This is a genomic window from Polaromonas sp. (assembly GCF_012927455.1).
Taxonomy (GTDB): domain Bacteria; phylum Pseudomonadota; class Gammaproteobacteria; order Burkholderiales; family Burkholderiaceae_C; genus Polaromonas.
Genome location: NZ_JABBPE010000016.1, coordinates 26,587 through 44,368, shown reverse-complemented (window position 1 = coordinate 44,368; position 17,782 = coordinate 26,587). Strand labels below are relative to the sequence as shown.

The window sequence follows — 17,782 nt, the reverse complement described above, 5'->3', positions numbered from 1 at the left end:
GGCCTGCAGCAAGGGCTCGGTATTGCCGCTGGCCTGAGTGGCGCGCCAATGAAAACGGCACCCGCAGGTGCCGTTTTCGGATTTCAAGCATTAAACAGGCCGCTACCCCATGCAGAACGGGTGTTAGCAGCTATCTAATTGATAGCGTTCTGCGCTTGTCAGCTCAGACGGTGCCGGCCTTCACCTGCAAGCGCCAGGCATGCAGCAACGGCTCGGTGTAGCCGCTCGGCTGCTCCAGGCCCTTGAACACCAGGTCACAAGCGGCCTTGTACGCTGCCGAGGTCTCAAAGTTCCCGGCCATGTTTTTGTACAGCGGGTCACCGGCGTTCTGGCCATCGACCACGGCGGCCATGCGCTCGAAGGTTTCTTTCACCTGCGCTTCGCTCACCACGCCGTGCAGCAGCCAGTTGGCCATATGCTGGCTGCTGATGCGCAGGGTGGCGCGGTCTTCCATCAAGGCGATGTTGTGGATGTCGGGTACCTTGGAGCAGCCGATGCCCTGGTCGATCCAGCGCACCACGTAGCCCAGAATGCCCTGGGCGTTGTTGTCAAGTTCCTGCTGCTTTTCGATGTCTGACCAGTTGGGATTAGCCATCACGGGCACTTGCAGCAGGCCGTCCAGCAGCTGGTCGATTTGCTTGTCGGTGGCGCTTGCCTGCAGCTCTTTCTGCACGCTGCTGACCAGCACCTGGTGGTAGTGCAGCGCATGCAGGGTGGCGGCGGTGGGACTCGGCACCCAGGCGGTGTTGGCGCCGGCCATCGGGTGCGCGATTTTTTGCTTGAGCATGTCCGCCATCAGGTCGGGCATGGCCCACATGCCTTTGCCGATTTGCGCCTTGCCGCGCAGGCCGCAGGCCAGGCCGGTCAGCACGTTGCTGCGCTCGTAGGCGGCAATCCAGGTGCTGGTCTTCATGTCGCCCTTGCGGATCATGGGGCCGGCCTGCATAACGCTGTGCATCTCGTCGCCGGTACGGTCCAGAAAGCCGGTGTTGATGAAGGCGACGCGGCTGGCGGCGGCGGCAATGCAGGCCTTCAGGTTGACGCTGGTGCGGCGCTCTTCGTCCATGATGCCAAGCTTGACGGTGCTGTCGGGCAGGCCCAGCAGCTTTTCAACGCGGCTGAACAGGTCGGCGGCAAAGGCGACTTCGGCCGGGCCGTGCATCTTGGGCTTGACGATGTAGACCGAGCCTTTGCGCGAGTTCTTGATGCCGCTCTGGCCCTTGCGCTGCAGGTCGTGCAGCGCAATGGTGGTGGTGATCACGGCGTCCAGAATGCCTTCAGGGATTTCCTTGACGCTGCCGTCCTTGGCGGTGTAAAGAATCGCCGGATTCGTCATCAAATGGCCGACGTTGCGCACGAACATCAGCGAGCGGCCATGCAGCGTGACGGTTTTTCCGCTCAGGCCGGTGTAGACGCGGTCAGGGTTGAGGCCGCGCGTGAAGGTTTTGCCGCCCTTGCTGACTTCTTCGGTCAGCGTGCCTTTGAGGATGCCGAGCCAGTTGCTGTAGGCCAGCACTTTGTCATCGGCATCGACCACGGCGACCGAATCTTCCAGGTCCATGATGGCTGACAGCGCCGCTTCCAGCACCAGGTCGCTGACGCCGGCCGGGTCGCTGGCGCCAATCGGCGTGCTGCGGTCGATCTGGATGTCGATGTGCAAGCCGTTGTGCTGCAGCAGCACGGCGCTAGGCGCTTTGGCCTCGCCCTGGAAGCCGAGGCATTGGGCTGGATCGGCCAGGCTGGTGTTGCTGCCGTCCTGCAGCTTGATGACCAGCTTGCCGGCCTTGATGCTGTAGGCCTGCGAGTCGATGTGCGAGCCCTTGCGCAGCGGCGCAGTGCGGTCCAGCACATGGCGGGCGTATTCAATCACTTTGGCGCCGCGTTTGGGGTTGTAACGTTTGCCCTTTTGGCAACCTTTGGCCTCGGACAGCGCGTCGGTGCCGTACAGCGCGTCGTACAAACTGCCCCAGCGCGCGTTGGCGGCGTTGAGCGCGTAGCGCGCGTTCAGTACCGGCACCACCAGCTGCGGGCCGGCCTGGATGGCGAGTTCGGCGTCGACGTTGCTGGTGGTGGTTTTGACTTTGCCCGGTGCAGGGACCAGGTAGCCGATTTTTGTCAGGAAGGCGCGGTAGGCCCGGGTGTCGGTGATGGGGCCGGGGTTGGCCTTGTGCCAGACGTCGAGCTCGGCCTGCAGGCGCTCGCGCTCGGCCAACAGGGCGATATTTTTAGGCGCCAGCGCGGCAACGATGGCGTCAAAGCCTTTCCAGAAGCTGGCGCTTTTGACGCCGCTGCCGGGCAGCACGTTGTCTTCAATGAAACGGTGCAGGACGCTGGCAACTTGCAGGCGGTGAACGGCGGTGCGGGGAATGGTCATGTGCGAAAGCCTTCTAGATAAAACTAAAAAATTACTAAAAAAACCGAAGAGAAAAATTCAGGCCGGAAAACTCAGTTTGGGAAAGCGCGCAGCACATCGCGCAGGCTGCTGCCGGTGCGCGTCGGCTGTGTGCCGAGTTCTTCAAACGGCAGGTTGTAGCGGTTCACCCACAGCGTCTGGTAGCCATACCAAGTGGCGGCCAGCGCGTCCCAGGCGTTGCAGCTGACAAACAGGATCTGCGCGGGCTTCAGGCCGGTGGCCTGCGGGCCCAGCGCGTAAGCCGCAGGATCTGTTTTGTATTTGCGCAGGCCGTCCACACTCAGCACATGGTCAAGCAGGCCCTCCAGCCCGGCGCTGCGCACCGCCACGCCCAGCATGTCGGGATCGCCATTGCTCAAAATGCCGGTGACCAGGCCCCGCGCCTTGAGCGCGCGCAGCACTTCCTTGTTTTCGGGAAAGGCGCTCAGGTGGCGGTACTGGTTCATCAGCTGCTCTTCGCGCTCGGCGTTCAGGTCCAGCCCGAATTTTTTGCAGGCGTAACGCAGGCCGGCGCGCGTCAGCGCCGAAAACGGCTGGTAGTGCGCACCGTCGTTGCTGGTGGTGACCAGCCGGGTGTACTCAATCTGCTTGTCACGCCACAGCACGCTGAGCGCTTGGCCCTGGCCAGGAAACAGTTGTTCAGCCAGCGAAGCCACGCTGTAGACGTCAAACAGGGTGCCGTAGGCGTCGAACAAGACCGCTTGTGGCGTTAAAAAGGTGGCGTTGGAACTCATCACACGAGTGTATTGCAAGCTTTAAGCGCTATTTAGTACTCAGCAACTGCTTAATCTGCCATAAAAATGCAGCAATCAAAAAAACGCTGCGCGCCTCCAGGCACACCCGCTATTTACGGCGCCGCTGCGGGCCGCTGCAGCCGGTGGCGCGCCATGCGGTAGCGCAAGGTGTCGCGGCTGACGTCCAGCAACCGGGCGTCGTCGCCGCGCCAGCGCAGCGGCGGAATACTGATTTGCAGCACGCGCAAGCGGTACAGCAAGTCGCGCCTGAACTGGCCCGTCTGCACCAGCGCCGCCAGGAGCGGTTCGCTGGCGGCGATGGCACGCACCAGATCACGCAGCGGCGCCATGGGCGCGGACTCGCCCAGAAAACAGTCGAGGCTGCAGAGGTCGGCTTCACGGCGCTGGTAATAGGCCAGCGCCCGGCGCGTGCCACTGTCGGTCAGCGCGCGGTCCACCACGGTGCGCACCTGCTCGTCGATGCGGCGCAGCGCGCGAATGACCTCCAGCCCGTCCATTCCGGGCAACTGAAAATAGACAATCATCACGTCGGGCATGAGCGCCCTGGCCAGATCAATGCCGCTTGGGCCAGCGTGCGCCACCGCCACCTTGTGGTTGAGCTTTTCAAACTAGCGCGTGATGTTCTTGGCCAGCGCCAACTCGTCTTCAATCACCAGCAAGGTGGCCATGGCAGCGTTCCTTTCAGTCCGCGCGCGGTAGCGAAATTTCCACGCAGGTGCCGTGCGGCAGAACGGCGCTGAGTGTGACGCTGCCATGCCACTGCTCGACCATGCGCTTGACGAGCGCCAGTCCGATGCCCAGCCCGCCGCTCTTGGTGCTGAAAAATGGCCGGAACAGGCGCTTGCGCATCTCCTCATGAATGCCCTGGCCGCTGTCTATCAGCTGCAGCAGCTGCCGGCCACCGTCAGCGCGCCAGACGCCGCGCAGCTGACCGCCCTGCGGCATGGCGTCTACCGCGTTGGCAATAATGCTCAGGATGATCTGGCGCAGCATGGCGGTGTGCGCCTGCACCTGACCGGCGTCGTGCTCAGGCAGCTGCCAGCTGATGCGGCGCCGCTCCATCTCGGGGCGCATTTCTTCAAAGCAGGCACGCACCAGCGGCCCCAGTGGTACCGCTTCGGGCTGCAACTGCGTCGCCTGCGATACGCGTACCAGTTCGGTGATCCAGCGGTCAGCGCGGTCCACCGCGTTGGTGATGTCCTGGCAATGTTCGAGCACCTCCGCCTGGCTGGACAGCGGCTCGCTGTCCAGCAGCATCTCGGCCGAGACCCGGATCGATGCCAGCGGGTTGCGCAGGTTGTGCGCCACGGCGCTGGACAGCTCGACCGCCGCCGCCAGGCTTTGCGCTTCGGCCAGGCGCGCCTGCTGCGCGCGCAGCCTGCGGTCGGCGCGCGCCACGATCCAGTACAGCGCCAGAAATATCCCCGTGCCACTGATACCGCAGGCCACCCAAAGGTAGATCTGGCCTTCCTGGATCGCCGCGGTGAGGCGGGCCGGTGTCTTGTAAAGCTCCATCGCACCGACGACGCGGTTGCTTTGTGGATCCAGGATCGGAATATAGCTTTCGACAAATTTGGTGGTGCGCGAAGCCAGTCCCTCATGCTCGGTCTTGGCGCCGAGGGTGTCCTCGGTATCGCCGCTTTTGACGACCAGCTTGCCGCTCAGCGCTTCCTTCAATTCGTCGTTGTCGGCAAAGCGCTTGCCGACCAGATTTTCATCGGTGGACCAGGCCACCGTGCCGTCAAGCGTGTAGGCATTGGCGCGCACCGGTTCGCGCATGGAAGCAATATGCGCCATCGAATTGAGGAAACGCACGCGCAGCTCCGGGTCATTCGCGTCGGCCAGAAAACGCGCGGAGTCGTCGGTGCGCATCAGGTTCTGGATGAAGTCCATGCTGACCTCGCCTTCGCGCTGCAGCATGCGCCGGGTCAGCATGTCTGACAGCAGCCAGCTCAGGCCCAGCGCCATGGCGGTGATCACCACCAGACTGGTGAGGGCGAAGCGCCGCTTCAGGTTGAACGGCTTTGACACTTCAAAAGCAGGGTCCATGGCGCCTTTTTCCTCGCGGTGAATACGGTCACATGCTAATTGATTCAAGTCAAAATCACTCAGCGTCTGGGGTTGAGCGGATGATTTCACCCCTACCGTCTGCGGCTGCGACGCCACCGCATTGGTTCATGGCGCTGTTTTCCGGCTATTGCAGCGTGGCATGTTTACCGCCTTGGAAAGTATCTAACCACGCTGTCCGTGCAGGTCTGCGCACCGGGGGCTGGGTTTAACCCAAGAAGAAAGCATGCGCTCCAGCAAACCTTTTTTTTTGATGAGGGCCCACTCCAGTTGGGTTTTGATCGAACCGCCGCCTCGCCCGGATCTCAGGTCTGTTTGCCGGGCTGCCCGCAGGCCTGGGTTTGTCGACCAGGTTTTGAGTCAATAATGCTATAAAATAGATAGCTGCTTGCGCCCGTGCTATATGGTCTAGAGGCATATTTGATGGGTAAAACGGCTAAAACCTGTTAAACCTGACGGCGCGCAGCCGCAGCCGCAGCCGCAGCCGGGCCGCAGCCCGCTGGCGCGGCCCTTCGCGCCGGCACGGCCACTGCTTCAGTTGCTGCACCGGCCAGAAGCCGCCAGGGTGATCGCACGCCTCGGCTCAGACTGCCTGATTTACAGCAAGCCCAGCAGCAGCCACAGAGCGGTGCCCCACATCATCAGCGCCACCAGTGCGTCGAGTGCGCGCCAGATGCCGGGTGAGTTCAGGCGATGCCCGAGGACCAGCATGGCCAGGCCCAGCATGCCAAACCACAGCACCGAGCCGGTCGCTGCACCCAGCCCGAAGACCGCGTTGTCGGGCTGCGCGTAAGCCAGCGAGGCGCTGCCAATCACCACTGCGGTGTCCAGCCAGGCGTGCGGGTTCAGCCATGAAAGCGCCAGCGCCAGCCCGACGGCGCGGCGCCGCGACATGCCGGCCGGGTCCGCAGCGCAGCCAACTGCCGCGTCCGCCTCCGCTTGCGCGGGTTGCGTCAGCGGGGGGGTCAAAAAACGCCGCATCGCCTGGGCACCATATAAAGCCAGCACCAGCGCGCCCGCGCCCGTCATCGCCCCGAGCAGCTTGTCGGAAAGTCCGCCTAACTGGGCCAGCCCGCCGACGCCGGCGGCGATCAGCGCGATGTCGGTGAGCACGCAGATGGCTATCGTGAGCCACAGATGCTGGCGCAACAGCCCCATGCGCATGACGTGCGCGTTTTGCGGGCCAATGGCCATGATGAGTGACAGGCTTAACAGGAAGCCTGCAATGAATGCCGGGGCGATGAACAGATTCATGGGTCAGGACGTTAAAAGGCGAGGCAAAAAAATCCGGACCAAACGGGAAGAATGGGCGTCAGGTTCCAAGTGTCGTGCGAATCCATTTTTGATTAAATAAAGTTAACTAAAATTGTTATCACTAAACAAAAACTCAATAAAAAATGCTTGATGCCCGCCAGCTGGACGCGCTTGCCGCCGTGATTGAATACGGCAGCTTTGGCGCGGCCGCCAAAGCTCTTTCGCTGACGCTGGCGGCCGTGTCGCTGCGCATCAAATCGCTGGAAGAAACCATGGGCCGGCGGCTGCTGGTGCGGGGCAAGCAGGTACGGGCCACCCCCGCCGGGCAGGCGCTGCTGGGCCATGTCAGGCAGGTGCGGCTGATGGAGACCGATTTGCTGGGAGGCCTTCAGGGCGGCGACGCGGGCCAGGCCGGGCGCATGCAGTCGCTCTCAGTGGCGGTCAATGCCGATTCACTGACCGGCTGGTTTTTGGGCGGCGTGGCGCCTGTGCTGCAGCAGCATCGTCTCTTGATTGACGTGGTGATTGACGACCAGGACCACACCCACGACGCGCTCAAAAGCGGTGACGTCACCGGCTGCGTCACGACGCTGGCGCGTGCGCTGCGTGGCTGTGTGGCAGAGCCGCTCGGGTTGATGCGCTACCGCTGTGTCGCGGCGCCAGCGTTGCTGGCGCAGTGGGGTCCCCATGCCACAGCAGGTGCCGCCGCTTTGGCGCACCAATTGCTTGGCAGCCCGGCGATCATTTTTAACCGCAAGGACGCGCTGCAGGACGCCTACCTGACCCAGCATTTCGGGCTGCGCGAAGCCGTGTACCCGCGCCACTTTGTGCCGGCGGTGGATGCTTTTGAGCTGGCGCTGGAACTCGGCCTCGGCTGGGGCATGGTGCCCGACCTGCTGCTCGCAGCGCGCGCGCGGCAGCCGCCGCTGGTCGAGGTCTGGCCCGGCCACCCGGTGGATGTGGCGCTTTACTGGCAGCATTGGGCGCGCGAATCCGTGCTGGCCCAGCGCCTCACGCGGGCGGTGAAGCAGGCCGCGCTGGCACGACTGATACAGCCTTCAACCACTTAAGCGTTCACTCCGGGCCACCTGGGTAAAGTCTCGAATCAGGCAGCGCCGAGGTGCAACCGATAATCCCTGCGCATGGACAAACTCAAGCAGCTCGAATCTTTTGTATCGGTGGTGGCACGCGGCAGCCTGACGGCGGCGGCCAAGGCCGAGGGCGTGGCGCCCGCCATCATGGGGCGGCGCCTGGATGCGCTGGAGCAGCGGCTGGATGTGCGGTTGCTGCTACGTACGACGCGGCGCATCACCCTGACGCACGAGGGCAGTGCCTTTCTGGAAGACTGCCAGCGCCTGCTGGCAGAGCTGGCCGATGCCGAGGCCAGCGTGTCGGCCGGCGGTGCGAAAGCCAGCGGGCACTTGCGCATCACCGCGCCGGCCGGCTTTGGCCGGCGCCATGTGGCGCCGCTGATGCCCCGATTTCGCGAGCAGCATGCGGACGTCACCATCTCGTTGAACCTGAGCGACCGCGTGATGGACCTGGCGGGCGAAGGCTTTGACTGCGCGGTGCGCGTCGGCGATTTGCCCGACTCCTCGCTGGTCAGCGTGCGCATGGCCGACAACCGGCGCCTGTGCGTGGCCACGCCGCAATATCTGAAGCGCCACGGCACACCGCAGCACCCCAGCGCGCTGGCCCGCTTTGACTGTCTGACGCTGTCCAGCGATGCCTCGCAGACGCGTGGCTGGGCTTTCACGGTCGACGGCGAACTGGTGCACCTGAAGCCCGGCGGTCCGCTGGATTGTTCGGACGGCCAGGTGCTGCACGACTGGTGTCTGGCTGGCTACGGCATCGCCTGGCGCAGCAGCTGGGAGGTCGAATCGGAAGTGGCCGATGGCCGGTTGCTGGCGCTGCTGGAGGACTTTGCGGCGCCGCCCAATGGCATTTACGCGGTGTTCCCGCAGCGCAAGCATTTGCCGCTGCGGGTGCGCTTGTGGATTGATTTTTTGAAGCACCACTACGGACAGGCGGCGTTCTGGAAGGGTGTGGCATGACCACTGCGCCGCTCAAGCGCCTGATTGTGTGCGCTGACGACTTCGCGCTGAACGCGGCCGCCTCGCAAGGCATTGCCGCGCTGGCGTTCGCGGGGCGCATCAGTGCCACCAGCGTCATGGTGCTGTCGCCGCGCTGGGCACAGGACGCCGCACTGCTGCAAGAACTGCGCGGGCGCATCGACGTGGGCCTGCATCTGGACTGGACCAGCGCGTTTGCGCGCAGTGCCGGCCATGGCGTGTCTTTGACGGGCGCGATGCTCAAGGCCGTGCTGGGCGGTTTTAACCGGGCGGCCGCGCGTGCGGTGATAGAGCGTCAGCTCAACGCCTTTGAAGCGGTCTGGCAGGGCCCGCCCGACCACATCGACGGGCACCAGCATGTGCAGCAGTTTGCCGGCATCCGTGACGCCCTGGTGGCCGCAATGGAGCAGCGCTATGCTATAAAAAACAGAGCATACTTTCGTTTATCCAAGGGCGCAATAACGGATAAGAGCTTCAAGACCCAGGTTATCGCAAGGCTCGGCGCCGGCGCGCTGGCGCACGGGGCGGGCGCGGCCGGCATTGCCTGCGCGCCGGCCTTGTCGGGTATTTACGATTTCACCGGCGGGGCGCAGCGCTACGCCACGCTGATGGCGCGCTGGCTGCAGGACACGCCGGCGGGCGGCATCATCATGTGCCACCCCGCCGTGCGTGCCGAGGCGCTTGATGCGATTGGCGCGGCACGCACCTGGGAGCATGACTATCTGGCCAGCGACGCCTTTTCGCAGGCGCTGGCGCGTGCCGGCGTGGCTCTTTCGCGCGGTGCGCCCATCCTTTAAAGCATGACCGAACAACGCAAATCCAGGCTGACGCTGGCTGCCCTGTTTGTGCTGCTGCTGATGCTGGCCGCCTTTCGACCGCTGGCCGTACCCGACGAAGGCCGCTACGGCGAGATCGGGCGCTGGATGCTGGTCAGCGGCGACTGGCTGACGCCGCGCCTGAACGGCATACCGTTTTTTCACAAACCGCCTTATCTGTACTGGCTGGAGGCGCTGTCGCTCGCCACGTTTGGCGTGCACTCCTGGGCGCTGCGCCTGGTACCGGCGCTGCATGCCGGGCTGATGCTGCTCGCGCTATACCTGGGCGCGCGCCAATTTGCTACTGAAACCATAGCGCGTCGCGCTGTCTGGATGCTGGGTACCAGCCTTTCCTTTCTGATTGGCGGGCAGTACGTGAACCACGACATGCTGGTCGCAGCCTGGATAGGCGTGGCCATCTGGTGCTTTGCGCTGGCCTTCATGCACGGCGACAAGCCGCACGCAGCGCTGGCGCGCTGGGGCTTTGTGGCCTGCGCTTTCGGCGTGTTGTCCAAGGGGCTGATTGGCGTGGCGCTGCCGGGCCTGGTGCTGCTGATCTGGCTGCTCTGGACCCGGCAGTTCAAGAAAATTTTCTACCTGCCCTGGATTTCAGGGCTGCTGCTGTTTGGGTTGATTGCCGCACCCTGGTTCTGGCTGGCAGGGCAGAAATTTCCGGGCATGCTGGATTACATGTTTGGCACGCAGCAGGTGGCCCGCTTCAGCGCCACCACCTTTAACAACGCCCAGCCCTGGTGGTTTTACGGGCTGGCGCTGCTGGTGCTGCTCTTTCCGTGGGTCATTTTTGCGATCAATCAGGCTGTAGCCCAGGCAAGACGGGCGCAGACAGCTACAAAATCAATAGCGGATGCGAGGCCTGGCGCCGGCACGGCACTAGGCTGGATCTGGCTGCTAGCGATCATCGGTTTTTTCTCCATTCCGCACTCCAAGATCATCGGCTATGCCTTGCCGGTGATGCCGCCGTTGGCGCTGCTGGCGGCGCTGGGTTGGGACGACGCCATGGCCCGGCTCAAGCTCGGTGCACCTGCACAAGCCCGGTGGTTTGCAGCGCTGTGCGTGGTCAGTATCGGAATTGCCATCGGGGCCAATCTGGCGGCGGCCGAGTACACCAAAAAATACGCCACACAAGATATCGCGCAGGCGCTCGAAGCGGCGGGGGCTCAGCCCTCAGACACGGTCTATCTACTCAACGACTTTGCCTACGATCTGCCGTTTTATCGTCGAGCGAGTACGCACATGGTGGTGCTTCAAGATTGGCCCGCACTGCGCCAGTTCCCCGGCGACGACTGGCAGCACGAGATGCTGGAGGGCGCTGATTTTGAGCCGCCGGCCGCCGGCGTTCTGCAAACCCCCCGGTTGCTGGCGCTGGACCTGACTCAGCGCGGGGAACGGGGGGTGTGGGTGCTAGCGCGTCATAAAGTCGAGCTGGGCGGCTTTGTCCGGGTGTTCGTAGGGCGCGCCTGGTCGCTGTACAAACCGCTCGATCAGGGCACCGAATCAGCGCCGGAAAGCCCAGAAGCGGCTGAGGAAATAAGTTTGGGCAGCGGCGCCCAGCAAGGCCAGCAGCAAGGCCAGCAGCGCGGGCCAGCCGGCGCCGCGTAGCAGCAGTACGAACATCGCTTCATTGGTGGCAAAGCCGGCCAATGCGGTGACGGCGAAGCGCTGAAAACTCTGTGCCACGCTGGTGCTGGCGTCGCGAAAACTGAGCAGCCGGTGGCCGAAAAAGCTTACAAAAAAAGCCACCAAAAAGCCGATGGCATTGGCCAGTTCGGGCCACATCTGGTGCTGCGTCAGGCTAAAGACCAGCAAATGCGTCAGCGCGGCGGCGCCACCCACGGCGAGGAACCAGAGCGCGTTCTGGCGCGCCACGGTCAAGCTTGGTGCGGGCATTCGTCGCAGGGGTCAGGCAAGCCCTGGCCGCCGCGCCGCGCCACGACATAGCTGGGCCGCTGCTTTACTTCCTCGTAAATACGCCCCACGTACTCGGCCAGAATGCCAATGCTCAGCAGCTGAATGCCGCTTAAAAACATCATGCCCACCACCAGGGTGGCGTAGCCGGGCACGGCCATCTCCCAGATGAAATGCTCCAGCACCACCCAGCTGCCGAAGCCCAGCGCGCCAGCGGCCATCAGAAAGCCCAGCCAGGCCAACAGCCGCAGCGGCGCGGTAGAAAAAGCCACCATGCCGGTCAAGGCCAGCCCAAACGAGCTGCGCAGGCCAAAGTTGGTGCGGCCATCCACGCGCGCCAGCGGTTCGTAGTCAATCGCCGTGCTGTTGAAGCCGACCCAGGCATACAGGCCCTTCATGAAACGGTTGCGCTCCGGCAAGGCCTTCAGGGCATTCACCACCTTGCGGTCCATGAAGCGGAAGTCGCCCGCGTGGGCCGGGATCTCGATGTGGTTGCCCCAGTTGATGAGCCGGTAAAAAAGCCCCACCAGTCCGGCTTGCAAGCCGGACTGGTCGTTGCGACTTTTGCGCACCGCGTACACCACGTCGGCACCTTCTTGCCATTTCGACAACATGTCGGCCAGCACCGAGGTCGGATGCTGGCCGTCCGCATCCATTATCACGATGGTGTCGCCGCGCGCCCTGTCCAGGCCGGCAGTGAGCGCGTGTTCCTTGCCAAAGTTTCGCGAAAGCTGGATGTACACCAGCTGGGCATGGGCTGCGCAGAGTGTTTCCATGACGCTGGCGGTGTTGTCGCTGCTGCCGTCATCCACCACAATCAGTTCGGCCTGGGAAGTCAGTTGTTGCAGCGCAGCCAGCGTATGCGGCACCACGACGCCGAGGTTGCACGCCTCGTTGAAGGCGGGCATGACGCATGAAATGGACGGGGTCAGGTGAGCGCGGGAAATCATTGCCCCATCATGCCAAATAAAACGGCTCAAAAGCAAAACCCGGCAGATCGCTTGCGCGGTCCGCCGGGTCAGTTATGGGATTCGGGGCGTCTGAGGTAGACGCCGCAAAATCAGGCCGCCTTGCTCAGGCACTCTTTCATGAAGGCCTTGCGCTCGTCGCCTTTTTTGTCTTTGGCGTCGACATTGCAGCTTTTCATCTTGCTTTGCTGCGGCATTTCTTTTTTGGCGCTCAGGCACTCTTTCATGAAGGTCTTGCGTTCATCGCCTTTTTTGCCTTCGGCATCCTTGTTGCAGGTGGCCATTTTGTTTTGCTGGGGCGTTTTTGCCGCAACGTCGGCAGCTTGCGCCAAGGGCGACAGGCCCATCGAGAAGGCAAAAACGACAGCGACCAAGGACAACAGTTTTTTCATGGAAGGCTCCTTTGAGTGGGGGAACAGGGGTTGAAGGCCGGGTGGATTCGATCACACAACGTCTGGCGCAGCAAGTTCTGCGACGTTGTTAAACGTAAAATACCCCATGCTCTCGATTAAAAAAGACCTGCTCGCAGCCTTGGCTGCCGGGCTGGAAGAACTTTCCCCTGGTGCGGCTGACAAGGCTGCGTTTGAGTCTCCCAAGGTCGCGGCCCACGGCGATTTCGCCTGTACAGCGGCCATGCAACTGGCCAGGTCGCTCAAACAAAACCCGAGAGTGCTGGCCGAGAATCTTCGCGCCCTGCTGCTGCAGGCGCCCGCGTTCGAGCGCTGGGTCGATGCGGTGGAAATTGCCGGCCCGGGATTTCTCAACATCCGGCTCAAGCCCGCCGCCAAGCAGGAAACCGTGCGCGAGGTGCTGCGCGAAGGCAGCAGCTATGGCAGCCAGCCGCCCGGCAGCCAGCCGCGCATGATTGTCGAATTCGTTTCGGCCAACCCGACTGGCCCGCTGCATGTGGGCCATGGCCGGCAGGCGGCGCTGGGCGACGCCATCTGCAACCTGTTTGCCACCCGGGGCGTGCAGGTCTGGCGCGAGTTTTATTACAACGATGCCGGCGTGCAGATCAACACCCTGGCCACCAGTACACAGGCGCGCGCCCAAGGCCTCAAGCCAGGCGATGGCGGCTGGCCCGAGCCGGCCTATAACGGCGACTACATTGCCGACATAGCCGCCGACTTTCTGGCCGGCAAAACCGTCAAATCCGACGACCGGGAATTCACCGCGTCAGGCGACGCGGGCGATCTCGACTCGATTCGCCAGTTCGCCGTGGCCTACCTGCGGCGCGAGCAGGACCTCGATTTGCTGGCCTTTTCGGTGCACTTTGACAACTATTACCTCGAATCGAGCCTGTACAGCTCGGGCCGGGTCGAAGCGGCGGTAGCCACGCTGAAGGCCGCCGGCAAAACCTACGAGCAGGACGGCGCGCTCTGGCTCAAGTCGACCGATTACGGCGACGACAAAGACCGCGTGATGAAAAAGAGCGACGGCACTTACACCTACTTTGTGCCCGACGTGGCCTACCACCTAGCCAAATGGGAGCGCGGCTTTGGCAAGGCCATCAACATCCAGGGCATGGACCACCACGGCACGATTGCCCGCGTGCGCGCCGGGCTGCAGGCGGCCAACGCCGGGGTGCCCCAGGGCTACCCCGACTATGTGCTGCACACCATGGTGCGGGTGATGCGCCATGGCGAGGAGGTCAAGATTTCCAAGCGCGCCGGCAGTTACGTCACGCTGCGCGACCTGATCGAATGGACCAGCGCCGACGCCGTGCGCTTTTTTCTGCTCAGCCGCAAGCCCGACACCGAATACGTCTTTGACATTGACCTGGCGTTGGCCAAGAACAATGAAAACCCGGTGTATTACGTGCAGTATGCGCACGCCCGCATCTGCTCCATCCTCTCCACCTGGATTGGCCAGGGCGGCGATGAGAACTTGCTGAAGGGCGTGGACCTGTCTGCGCTGAGCAGCCCGCAGGCGCAGGCACTGATGCTCTTGCTGGCCAAATACCCTGACATGCTGGATAACGCCGCCACCGGTCTGGCGCCGCACGATGTGGCGTTTTACCTGCGCGAGCTGGCTGCCAGCTACCACAGCTACTACGACGTTGAGCGCATTCTGGTCGATGACGAGGGCGTCAAGCTGGCGCGGCTGGCGCTGGTCGCGGCCACCGCGCAGGTGTTGCACAATGGTCTGGCCGTGCTGGGCGTCAGCGCGCCGCGCAAAATGTAAACAAGCATGAATTACTTAGAGTCGAGCATGGAAATCAGGCAAGGTATGAAAAAACAACGAGGCGGTACCCTGCTGGGGTTGATTCTTGGCGCGCTGGTAGGCTTGGGCGCCGCGCTGGCGGTAGCGGTGTATATCACCAAGGTGCCGGTGCCCTTCATGAATAAGAGCCAGTCGCGCAACACCGACAGCGACGCTGCCGAGGCCAAAAAGAACCGGGACTGGAACCCGAATGCACCGCTGGCGGGAAAAAACGGCGTCAAAGGGCCGCCTTCGGCCTCCGGCGAAGTGAGCACTGGTACGCCACCCGATACCGCTGCGCCCCCCATAGCTATCGCACCCAAGTCTGCCGCATCAGCCCCCGCCAAAGCCGCCAAACCGGCCGAGCCGAGCGATCCGCTGGGCGATCTGGCCAAGGCCAAAAGCGAAGCGCCGCCGTCCGGGGCTGGTGCTGATCCCTTCACTTATTTCATTCAGGCTGGCGCATTTCGTACTCCTGAAGACGCCGAGCAGCAGCGTGCCCGGCTGATGTTGCTGGGCATGCAGGCCAAGGTCAGTGAGCGCGAGCAGGCAGGCCGCACCGTTTACCGGGTACGCCTGGGACCGTTTAACAAGAAGGACGACGCCGACAAGGCCAAAGAGCGGCTGGACAACAACTCCATAGAGACGGCCTTGGTCAGGGTCCAGCGCTAGCGCGCAGGCCTGGTCGAGAGTTAAGGCACTGAACTTTTCCGGGCCGGGCCGTCAAACCCCTGCGCGACACTGTTAACGTTACTGTTGCCATTCCGGCCACCCGCTATTTCAGCTATTTCGGCAATTTTCCAGGAGAAAGATTGATGCAACGACGCGAGTTTTCCCTTTCGGCTGCTTCCGTGGCGGCTGTCGCCTCTTTGGGTGCGGCCGTGCTGCCCAGCGTGGCGCAAGCCCAGGCCTTCAAGGAGGGCTCCGACTATCTGATGCTGGACAAGCCCGCGCCTACCGAAGTGCCTGCCGGCCAGGTCGAGGTGGTCGAGTTCTTCTGGTATAGCTGCCCGCACTGCAACACCTTTGAGCCGCAATTGGAGGCCTGGACCAAGCAAGCCCCGAAGGACGTAACCCTCAGACGCGTGCCGGTGTCGTTTCGCCCCGATTTCGAGCCGCAGCAGCGTCTTTTTTATGTGCTCGAAGGCATGGGCAAGGTCGAGGAACTGCACAAAAAGGTGTTTTACGCCATTCACGTGGACAAACAGCCGCTCAACACGGAGGCGCTGCTGGCGGCCTGGGCCGAAAAGCAGGGCATCAGCAAAGCCAAGTTTGTCGAGATGTACAACTCGTTTTCGGTGAGCACCAAGGTGCGCAAGGCAACGCAATTGCAGAACCTCTACAAGGTTGACGGCGTGCCGGCGCTCGGCATTGGGGGGCGTTATTACACCTCCGGCGACCTCGCAAAAAACATGGATCGCGCGCTGCAGGTAGCCGATTATCTGGTCGGGCAATCGCGCGGCAAAGCCAAGTAAGATGGGTTAGGCGTCTTGACGCTCCGGCAAAAAACCCGCCAGCAGCAGGCGGGTTTTTTTTTGGATTCAAGTTCATTAGGACGCCATGGCTGCAGCCGGCATGGCTACAATGAGCGAACCTCCACGCAGCAAGATTCGTGCCTTATGAAAACCCCCTTTTTCTCGCTGATTTTGACGGCCGCTCTGGCACTTGGGACGGTGCTGCCGGCTGCCGCTGAAAAAGGCGATCGCGACAAGCCCATGAACGCCGAGGCCGATGCCTTGCGTTACGACGACCTCAAGCAAAGCAGCGTCTTCACCGGCAACGTGGTGATCACCAAAGGCTCCACCATCGTGCGGGGCGACCGGGTCGATGTTAGCCAGGACCCCGAGGGTTACCAGCAAGCCGTTTCCATTGCCGCACCGGGCAAACTCGCCTTTTACCGCAAAAAGCGTGATGGCGTGGACGAATACATCGAGGGCGAAGGGGAACGCATCGAATACGACAGCCGCGCCGATCTCGTGAAATTCATTACGCGCGCCGTGATGCGCCGCTACAACGGCGCCACGCTGGTCGATGAAACCACCGGCTCGCTGATTGTTTACGACAACAACACCGACGTGTTCACCGTCGATGGTGGCGCGCAGAACCGCACAGCCACCAATCCATCGGGCCGGGTTCGCGCCATGCTGTCGCCGCGCGGTGCTGCGCCGACAGCCGGCGCCCCGGCGGCGGCAGCGGTCGGGCCCGCGCCCAGCCTGCGCCCCAGCACTTCGCTGGGCACTGAAAAAACCGATAAAAAGTAGAAAGAAACCGCAAGCGATGAATCTGCTCACCGATCCGTCGATGGCCGAGAGCGTAGCGCCCAGTCGCCTGGTGGTGCAGGGACTGCAAAAATCCTACGGCAGCCGCAAGGTGGTCCAGGATGTCTCGCTGACTGTGCAAAAAGGCGAAGTGGTGGGGCTGCTTGGCCCCAATGGAGCGGGCAAAACCACCTCGTTCTACATGATCGTCGGGCTGGTGCGCGCCGATGCCGGCGAGATATCCATCGATGGCGAGTCAATCGGGCACATGCCGATTCACCGGCGGGCCCGCATGGGCCTGAGCTACCTGCCGCAGGAGGCCTCTATTTTTCGCAAGCTCACGGTGCAGGAAAACGTGCGCGCCGTGCTGGAGTTGCAGCAAGATGACGCTGGCAAGGCGCTGGGCCGGGCCGCTATCGAGGCGAGGCTGGATGCCCTGCTGAAGGATTTGCGGGTGGACCATTTGCGCGATTCGCCAGCGCCAGCGCTTTCGGGGGGCGAACGGCGGCGCGTCGAGATTGCGCGGGCTCTAGCGACGCAACCGCGTTTCATTTTGCTTGACGAACCTTTTGCCGGCATCGACCCGATTGCCGTGATCGAGATCCAGCGCATCATCGGCTTCCTGAAGTCGCGCGGCATTGGCGTCTTGATTACCGACCACAACGTGCGCGAAACGCTGGGTATTTGCGACCACGCCTACATCATCAACGACGGCCATGTATTGGCGGCCGGTACGCCGACCGAGATCGTGAACAATGCCGAAGTTCGCCGCGTCTACCTCGGCGAACACTTCAAAATGTGAATATGGCCCCCACGCTTGCCACTTCGTGTACTGCGCTGCCCCCCGAGGGGGCCGCCCCGCCTGCAGTCCGGCAAAGCCGGTCCTGCGGCCGGTACTTGCACAGGCGGGGACGCGCTCCCGAAGCAAGGTCAGCTCCCCGGGGGCTCAACCAACCACATGCAGCAGCAAGCGTTAAGGCCTGCACCAATCCCCGACCGTGCAAGTACCGGCCGCGGAACTGGCTTTGCCAGGCCGCAGGCGGGGCGGCCCC

The 17,782-nt window shown here is 62.9% G+C and carries 17 protein-coding genes and 1 pseudogene; 9 read left to right on the top strand and 9 right to left on the bottom strand.

The features are described from left to right. Positions 1 to 163: 163 nt before the first annotated feature. From HHJ18_RS15295 to HHJ18_RS15275, 6 genes and pseudogenes are all read right to left on the bottom strand, one after another. On the bottom strand, positions 164 to 2,374 hold the full coding sequence (locus HHJ18_RS15295; RefSeq protein WP_296916715.1) for a malate synthase G: 2,211 nt from the start codon (positions 2,372 to 2,374) through the stop codon (positions 164 to 166). Between the two features lie 71 nt (positions 2,375 to 2,445). Further along, complete coding sequence (locus HHJ18_RS15290; protein WP_296916714.1) at positions 2,446 to 3,147, bottom strand: haloacid dehalogenase type II; 702 nt, start codon at positions 3,145 to 3,147, stop codon at positions 2,446 to 2,448. Between the two features lie 113 nt (positions 3,148 to 3,260). After that, entirely contained in the window at positions 3,261 to 3,497 is a 237-nt protein-coding gene (locus HHJ18_RS21000) for a sigma 54-interacting transcriptional regulator (protein WP_366558857.1), read from the bottom strand. Positions 3,498 to 3,614: 117 nt separating this feature from the next. Beyond that, a pseudogene (locus tag HHJ18_RS20995) lies at positions 3,615 to 3,761 on the bottom strand (DNA-binding response regulator); the annotation flags it as partial. Positions 3,762 to 3,849: 88 nt separating this feature from the next. Beyond that, entirely contained in the window at positions 3,850 to 5,217 is a 1,368-nt protein-coding gene (locus HHJ18_RS15280; protein ID WP_296916712.1) for a HAMP domain-containing sensor histidine kinase, read from the bottom strand. A 615-nt stretch (positions 5,218 to 5,832) separates the two neighbouring features. Continuing rightward, the gene (locus tag HHJ18_RS15275) at positions 5,833 to 6,489 is read right to left on the bottom strand and encodes a LysE family transporter (protein WP_296916711.1); all 657 of its coding nucleotides are present in this window, start codon (positions 6,487 to 6,489) and stop codon (positions 5,833 to 5,835) included. 143 nt (positions 6,490 to 6,632) lie between these two features. Here HHJ18_RS15275 and HHJ18_RS15270 point away from each other — a divergent pair, with 143 nt between their 5' ends. From HHJ18_RS15270 to HHJ18_RS15255, 4 genes are all read left to right on the top strand, one after another. Continuing rightward, positions 6,633 to 7,559 carry an HTH-type transcriptional regulator ArgP gene (locus tag HHJ18_RS15270; RefSeq protein ID WP_296916710.1) on the top strand — a complete coding sequence of 309 codons (927 nt, stop codon included), beginning with the start codon at positions 6,633 to 6,635 and terminating at the stop codon, positions 7,557 to 7,559. Positions 7,560 to 7,631: 72 nt separating this feature from the next. Further along, complete coding sequence (locus HHJ18_RS15265; protein ID WP_296916709.1) at positions 7,632 to 8,543, top strand: LysR family transcriptional regulator; 912 nt, start codon at positions 7,632 to 7,634, stop codon at positions 8,541 to 8,543. Continuing rightward, positions 8,540 to 9,358, top strand: coding sequence for a ChbG/HpnK family deacetylase (locus tag HHJ18_RS15260; protein ID WP_296916708.1), 819 nt, complete (start codon positions 8,540 to 8,542; stop codon positions 9,356 to 9,358). Before HHJ18_RS15265 ends, HHJ18_RS15260 begins: the two co-directional genes overlap by 4 nt. Before the next feature lie 3 nt (positions 9,359 to 9,361). Further along, a complete protein-coding gene (locus tag HHJ18_RS15255; RefSeq protein WP_296916707.1) occupies positions 9,362 to 10,996 on the top strand; it encodes a glycosyltransferase family 39 protein in 1,635 nt (544 codons plus the stop codon). On the opposite strand, the gene HHJ18_RS15250 is transcribed toward HHJ18_RS15255, so the two are convergent. From HHJ18_RS15250 to HHJ18_RS15240, 3 genes are all read right to left on the bottom strand, one after another. Beyond that, entirely contained in the window at positions 10,892 to 11,284 is a 393-nt protein-coding gene (locus HHJ18_RS15250; RefSeq protein WP_296916706.1) for a GtrA family protein, read from the bottom strand. The two genes, HHJ18_RS15255 and HHJ18_RS15250, sit on opposite strands and share 105 nt — an antisense overlap. Then, positions 11,266 to 12,252 (bottom strand): glycosyltransferase family 2 protein, encoded by a 987-nt coding sequence (locus HHJ18_RS15245; RefSeq protein ID WP_296916705.1) that lies wholly within the window; start codon positions 12,250 to 12,252, stop codon positions 11,266 to 11,268. Before HHJ18_RS15245 ends, HHJ18_RS15250 begins: the two co-directional genes overlap by 19 nt. A 110-nt stretch (positions 12,253 to 12,362) precedes the next feature. After that, the gene (locus HHJ18_RS15240; RefSeq protein WP_296916704.1) at positions 12,363 to 12,662 is read right to left on the bottom strand and encodes a PsiF family protein; all 300 of its coding nucleotides are present in this window, start codon (positions 12,660 to 12,662) and stop codon (positions 12,363 to 12,365) included. A 106-nt stretch (positions 12,663 to 12,768) separates the two neighbouring features. Between HHJ18_RS15240 and argS the strand changes: the two genes are divergently transcribed. The 5 genes from argS (at position 12,769) to lptB (ending at position 17,532) form a co-directional block, all read left to right on the top strand. Continuing rightward, on the top strand, positions 12,769 to 14,454 hold the full coding sequence (gene argS / locus HHJ18_RS15235) for an arginine--tRNA ligase (protein ID WP_296916703.1): 1,686 nt from the start codon (positions 12,769 to 12,771) through the stop codon (positions 14,452 to 14,454). A 45-nt stretch (positions 14,455 to 14,499) separates the two neighbouring features. After that, positions 14,500 to 15,144, top strand: coding sequence for an SPOR domain-containing protein (locus tag HHJ18_RS15230; protein WP_296916702.1), 645 nt, complete (start codon positions 14,500 to 14,502; stop codon positions 15,142 to 15,144). A gap of 143 nt (positions 15,145 to 15,287) precedes the next feature. Then, positions 15,288 to 15,947, top strand: coding sequence for a thiol:disulfide interchange protein DsbA/DsbL (locus HHJ18_RS15225; protein WP_296916701.1), 660 nt, complete (start codon positions 15,288 to 15,290; stop codon positions 15,945 to 15,947). Positions 15,948 to 16,091: 144 nt separating this feature from the next. Next, positions 16,092 to 16,733 (top strand): lipopolysaccharide transport periplasmic protein LptA, encoded by a 642-nt coding sequence (lptA, locus tag HHJ18_RS15220; protein ID WP_296916700.1) that lies wholly within the window; start codon positions 16,092 to 16,094, stop codon positions 16,731 to 16,733. A gap of 40 nt (positions 16,734 to 16,773) precedes the next feature. Beyond that, positions 16,774 to 17,532, top strand: a complete 759-nt coding sequence (lptB, locus tag HHJ18_RS15215) for an LPS export ABC transporter ATP-binding protein (RefSeq protein ID WP_296917340.1) — start codon at positions 16,774 to 16,776, stop codon at positions 17,530 to 17,532. The last annotated feature ends 250 nt before the right edge of the window (positions 17,533 to 17,782 follow it).

What these genes read in the sequence shown, in the direction of transcription:
- HHJ18_RS15295 (WP_296916715.1), bottom strand. Translation starts at nt 2,374, where the DNA reads ATGACCATTCCCCGCACCGCCGTTCACCGCCTGCAAGTTGCCAGCGTC.
- HHJ18_RS15290 (WP_296916714.1), bottom strand. Translation starts at nt 3,147, where the DNA reads ATGAGTTCCAACGCCACCTTTTTAACGCCACAAGCGGTCTTGTTCGAC.
- HHJ18_RS21000 (WP_366558857.1), bottom strand. Translation starts at nt 3,497, where the DNA reads ATGGCGCCGCTGCGTGATCTGGTGCGTGCCATCGCCGCCAGCGAACCG.
- HHJ18_RS15280 (WP_296916712.1), bottom strand. Translation starts at nt 5,217, where the DNA reads ATGGACCCTGCTTTTGAAGTGTCAAAGCCGTTCAACCTGAAGCGGCGC.
- HHJ18_RS15275 (WP_296916711.1), bottom strand. Translation starts at nt 6,489, where the DNA reads ATGAATCTGTTCATCGCCCCGGCATTCATTGCAGGCTTCCTGTTAAGC.
- HHJ18_RS15270 (WP_296916710.1), top strand. Translation starts at nt 6,633, where the DNA reads ATGCTTGATGCCCGCCAGCTGGACGCGCTTGCCGCCGTGATTGAATAC.
- HHJ18_RS15265 (WP_296916709.1), top strand. Translation starts at nt 7,632, where the DNA reads ATGGACAAACTCAAGCAGCTCGAATCTTTTGTATCGGTGGTGGCACGC.
- HHJ18_RS15260 (WP_296916708.1), top strand. Translation starts at nt 8,540, where the DNA reads ATGACCACTGCGCCGCTCAAGCGCCTGATTGTGTGCGCTGACGACTTC.
- HHJ18_RS15255 (WP_296916707.1), top strand. Translation starts at nt 9,362, where the DNA reads ATGACCGAACAACGCAAATCCAGGCTGACGCTGGCTGCCCTGTTTGTG.
- HHJ18_RS15250 (WP_296916706.1), bottom strand. Translation starts at nt 11,284, where the DNA reads ATGCCCGCACCAAGCTTGACCGTGGCGCGCCAGAACGCGCTCTGGTTC.
- HHJ18_RS15245 (WP_296916705.1), bottom strand. Translation starts at nt 12,252, where the DNA reads ATGATTTCCCGCGCTCACCTGACCCCGTCCATTTCATGCGTCATGCCC.
- HHJ18_RS15240 (WP_296916704.1), bottom strand. Translation starts at nt 12,662, where the DNA reads ATGAAAAAACTGTTGTCCTTGGTCGCTGTCGTTTTTGCCTTCTCGATG.
- argS (WP_296916703.1), top strand. Translation starts at nt 12,769, where the DNA reads ATGCTCTCGATTAAAAAAGACCTGCTCGCAGCCTTGGCTGCCGGGCTG.
- HHJ18_RS15230 (WP_296916702.1), top strand. Translation starts at nt 14,500, where the DNA reads ATGAAAAAACAACGAGGCGGTACCCTGCTGGGGTTGATTCTTGGCGCG.
- HHJ18_RS15225 (WP_296916701.1), top strand. Translation starts at nt 15,288, where the DNA reads ATGCAACGACGCGAGTTTTCCCTTTCGGCTGCTTCCGTGGCGGCTGTC.
- lptA (WP_296916700.1), top strand. Translation starts at nt 16,092, where the DNA reads ATGAAAACCCCCTTTTTCTCGCTGATTTTGACGGCCGCTCTGGCACTT.
- lptB (WP_296917340.1), top strand. Translation starts at nt 16,774, where the DNA reads ATGGCCGAGAGCGTAGCGCCCAGTCGCCTGGTGGTGCAGGGACTGCAA.